Source organism: Streptomyces sp. MnatMP-M17, from assembly GCF_900091995.1.
Taxonomy (GTDB): Bacteria; Actinomycetota; Actinomycetes; order Streptomycetales; family Streptomycetaceae; genus Streptomyces.
The window spans coordinates 1-3,472 of record NZ_FMDK01000838.1; the positions used below are offsets into that span (position 1 = coordinate 1).

4 protein-coding genes and 1 pseudogene are annotated in these 3,472 nt (G+C 68.0%); 2 read left to right on the forward strand and 3 right to left on the reverse strand.

Annotated features, from left to right (window positions below):
* The 3 genes and pseudogenes from GA0115259_RS31605 to GA0115259_RS31615 form a co-directional block, all read right to left on the reverse strand.
* Nucleotides 1–729, reverse strand: a pseudogene (locus GA0115259_RS31605) (hypothetical protein); the annotation flags it as partial.
* 211 nt (nucleotides 730–940) lie between these two features.
* Nucleotides 941–1,264, reverse strand: coding sequence for an STAS domain-containing protein (locus tag GA0115259_RS31610; protein ID WP_066956508.1), 324 nt, complete (start codon nucleotides 1,262–1,264; stop codon nucleotides 941–943).
* A 198-nt stretch (nucleotides 1,265–1,462) separates the two neighbouring features.
* A complete protein-coding gene (locus GA0115259_RS31615; protein ID WP_093603332.1) occupies nucleotides 1,463–2,311 on the reverse strand; it encodes a 3-hydroxyacyl-CoA dehydrogenase family protein in 849 nt (282 codons plus the stop codon).
* A gap of 301 nt (nucleotides 2,312–2,612) precedes the next feature.
* Here GA0115259_RS31615 and GA0115259_RS42350 point away from each other — a divergent pair, with 301 nt between their 5' ends.
* Nucleotides 2,613–2,933 (forward strand): ArsR/SmtB family transcription factor, encoded by a 321-nt coding sequence (locus GA0115259_RS42350; protein ID WP_093603334.1) that lies wholly within the window; start codon nucleotides 2,613–2,615, stop codon nucleotides 2,931–2,933.
* Nucleotides 2,930–3,430: an SRPBCC domain-containing protein gene (locus tag GA0115259_RS42355; protein ID WP_093603336.1), complete on the forward strand. Its 501-nt coding sequence runs from the start codon at nucleotides 2,930–2,932 to the stop codon at nucleotides 3,428–3,430. Before GA0115259_RS42350 ends, GA0115259_RS42355 begins: the two co-directional genes overlap by 4 nt.
* Nucleotides 3,431–3,472: the final 42 nt, after the last annotated feature.

Genomic DNA, 3,472 nt, shown 5'->3' on the forward strand with positions numbered 1-3,472 from the left:
CCTGCGGCCCGGCGGGCAGAGCTCGATCTCGCTGCCGTCGACGGGATTGACGGTCACCAGGAGGTCGCCCGAGACGAGCTGGACCGTACGTGCGGGCGAGGGCGTGGCGGATCCGGAGCCCTTGAGATGTCCCAGGGCGGTCGCCGGAGGCGGGACGGGCGCGGGCTTGGGCGCGAGGGCCGCGGTGATGGCGGGAGTGATCTCGACGCGGGGCGGGCGCCGTGACTCGGGGCTGTCGGCGGGACGTTCGTCGTTGTGCCGACTGTCGTTGTACGGGCTGTCGTCGTGACGGCCGTTGTCGTACGGACCGTCGTCGTGACGGCTGTCGCTGTTGTACGAGCCGTCGCCGTAGTGGCCAGCGTTGTACGAGCTGCCGTCGGCGCGGACGTCCTCGTAACGGCCGTCCTCGTAGCGTCCCTCGGCCACGCGCTCGTCCTCGTAACGCCCGTCCGCCACGCGGCCGTCGTCGTAGCGCGGACTGTCCTGCGGGCTGTCGTGCGGGACATCGCGCGGGCTGTCGTATTGCGCGCTGTCCACGGGCTCGTTACCGGTGCGTTCGCCGCCGAAGCTGTCCTCGCCGTAGCGCCTGGCGTCGGTGCGCGGCCCGTCGGCTCGCGGGCCGTCGGCGCTCGTACCGTCGGTGCGCGCACCATCGCGATGCCCGCCGTCGGGACTCCCGTCGTCGAACCGCTCGTTGTCGTGGCCGTATTCTTCCGGTCCCCGGCTCATCGGGTCCATGGTGAAAAGCCCCCCAGATCGTGGCGTGCCGCTGCCCCCGGCCTCGCACGCCCATCTGTCGCTTCTGGTCCGGTATCTGCTCCATGGGTCGGTCATCGGCAGACGGCCGAACCCTAGACCTCCGCACAGTATCCGTGAACAGCCGGGGTACCACCCCGTCCAAGACATCACGGTCTTATGAGGATTGCGAGGTCCGGCCCGGTCAGACCCTCGGCAGCGACTCTGCGGCGATTCCGCCCTCGATGGCGAGAATGCGGTGCAATCGGGTGGCCACGAGCAGCCGCTGCATCTGCGGCGGGACACCGCGCAGCACAAGTCTGCGACCGCACCGCCCGGCGCGTCGGTGGGCTCCCATGATGACGCCGAGTCCGGTGGCGTCCCAGGAGTCCAGTTCGGTCAGGTCGAGCACCAGATCGCCGGCTCCGTCGTCGACGGCCGAGTGCAGGACCGTACGGGCGTCCGCCGCGCTGCGGACGTCGAGGCGGCCCCCGACGACCAGCTCGGCGTGGTCGCCCCTGATGTGCATATGCGCTCCCCGATGAGTGCTTCCGTACCCAGTGCCTGTTCCGTGTTCTTCTGTCTTCCAACAACTGACTGCCGCACGCGCGGAGAAGTTGCCGTCTGTAAGCGAACCGATACCAAAATCACCCTGTGGGGTGATACCGAAACGGCTTGAGGCAGCTCAGCGCCCGGCTCTCGGCTGGTGGCTCGGTGCTTGCGGGACTCAGTGCTTGTAGAACCCCTGCCCGCTCTTGCGGCCGATGTCACCCGCGTCCACCATCCGGCGCATCAGCTCCGGCGGGGCGAACTTCTCGTCCTGCGACTCGGTGTAGATGTTGCCGGTCGCGTGGAGGAGGATGTCGACACCGGTCAGGTCGGCGGTGGCGAGCGGCCCCATGGCATGACCGAACCCGAGCTTGCAGGCGGTGTCGATGTCCTCGGCGGACGCGACGCCCGACTCGTAGAGCTTGGCGGCCTCGACCACGAGCGCGGAGATCAGTCGTGTGGTCACAAAGCCTGCCACATCGCGGTTGACGACGATGCAGGTCTTGCCCACCGATTCGGCGAACTCCCGTGCGGTGGCGAGGGTTTCGTCACTCGTCTTGTAGCCGCGCACCAGCTCGCAGAGCCGCATCATCGGCACCGGAGAGAAGAAGTGCGTACCGACGACACGCTCCGGGCGCGCGGTGGCCGCCGCAATCTTGGTGATCGGGATGGCCGAGGTGTTGGAGGCGAGGACGGTGTCGTCCCGTACGAGCTTGTCGAGCGCGCGGAAGATCTCGTGCTTGACGTCGAGCTTCTCGAAGACCGCCTCGACAACAATGTCCGCGTCGGCGACGGCGTCCAGATCGGTGGTCGTGGTGATCCGGGCGAGAGCCGCGTCCGCGTCGGCCTCTTCGAGCTTGCCCTTGGCGACGAACCGTCCGAACGAGCCCTTGATACCGTCGATCCCACGCGCCAGCGCCGCGTCGGTCACATCCCGCAGCACCACGTCCCAGCCCGCCTGTGCGGAGACCTGCGCGATCCCGGACCCCATGAGTCCGGCCCCGATGACGGCGAGCTTCCCGGCCACGTCACACCCCACGATTCTTCTTCGGCTCTTCTTTGAGCCTTAACGCCTGTTTACATTCGAGTGCTCTGCCGGAGGTTAGCGCTCGTGGCGGGCCGTGTGACGGCGAAGAGATGCGCGTCACGTCTCAGATGACGGACATCACACCGGGACGGTCCGTCAGGCGCCGCCGTCCCGTCTCCCACCCGCCTCCTGCCCCGTCTCCCGCCCGTCCCCCGGCCCGTCTCCAGCCCGCTCTTCCGCGACCGGGAGTGGCGCCCTCCCGGGGTTTACATGTGACCTTTTGGTCACCTATCCTGCAGCTGTGAGCGACGACGACCGTGTCTTCAAGGCGCTGGCTGATCCGACGCGTCGTTTTCTGCTGGACCTGCTCTTCGCGCGTGACGGACGCACGTTGACCGAGCTGGAGTCCGAGCTGGAGATGACGCGGTACGGAGCGATGAAGCACCTGAAGGTGCTGGAGGAGGCGGGACTTGTCGTCACGCGCAGATCGGGCCGGGAGAAGCTGCACTTCCTGAACCCCGTACCGATCCGGTTGATCCACGACCGGTGGATCGACAAGTACACCGAGCGCCGGGTGACGGCGCTCGCTGAGCTCAAGAACGAGCTGGAGGGGAACACATGACAGCCACGGCCGAGAAGACCACGACCGTCCAGGTCCACCAGGTCTACATCAAGGCGACACCCCAGGCGGTCTGGGACGCGATCACCGCGCCGGAGTGGAACGCGAAGTACGGCTACCGCTGCGTGGGCGAGTTCGACCTGCGCGCGGGCGGTGCGTACCGGGTGCTGTCGAGCGACGAGATGCGTCAGCACGGCGCGGCCGAGCAGATCATCGAGGGCGAGATCATCGAGGCCGAACCTCCGCACCGGCTCGTCCAGACGTACCGCATGCTCTTCTCGCCCGCGCTGGCGGCCGAACCGTTCACGCGGCTCACCTACGAGATCGAGGAAGAGCCCTACGGAGGCGTCACCAAGCTCACCGTCACCCACGATGTCACCGGCGCGCCGCTCCACGCGGCGCAGGTGGCCGGGGAGATCAAGGAGGCGGGCGGCGGCTGGGCGATGCTGCTGAGCGACCTCAAGTCGCTGCTGGAGACGGGCAAGCCGATGGCGGGCTGAAGCACGCCGACCGTCGGGGCGGTACGGGCGCGCCCGTACCGT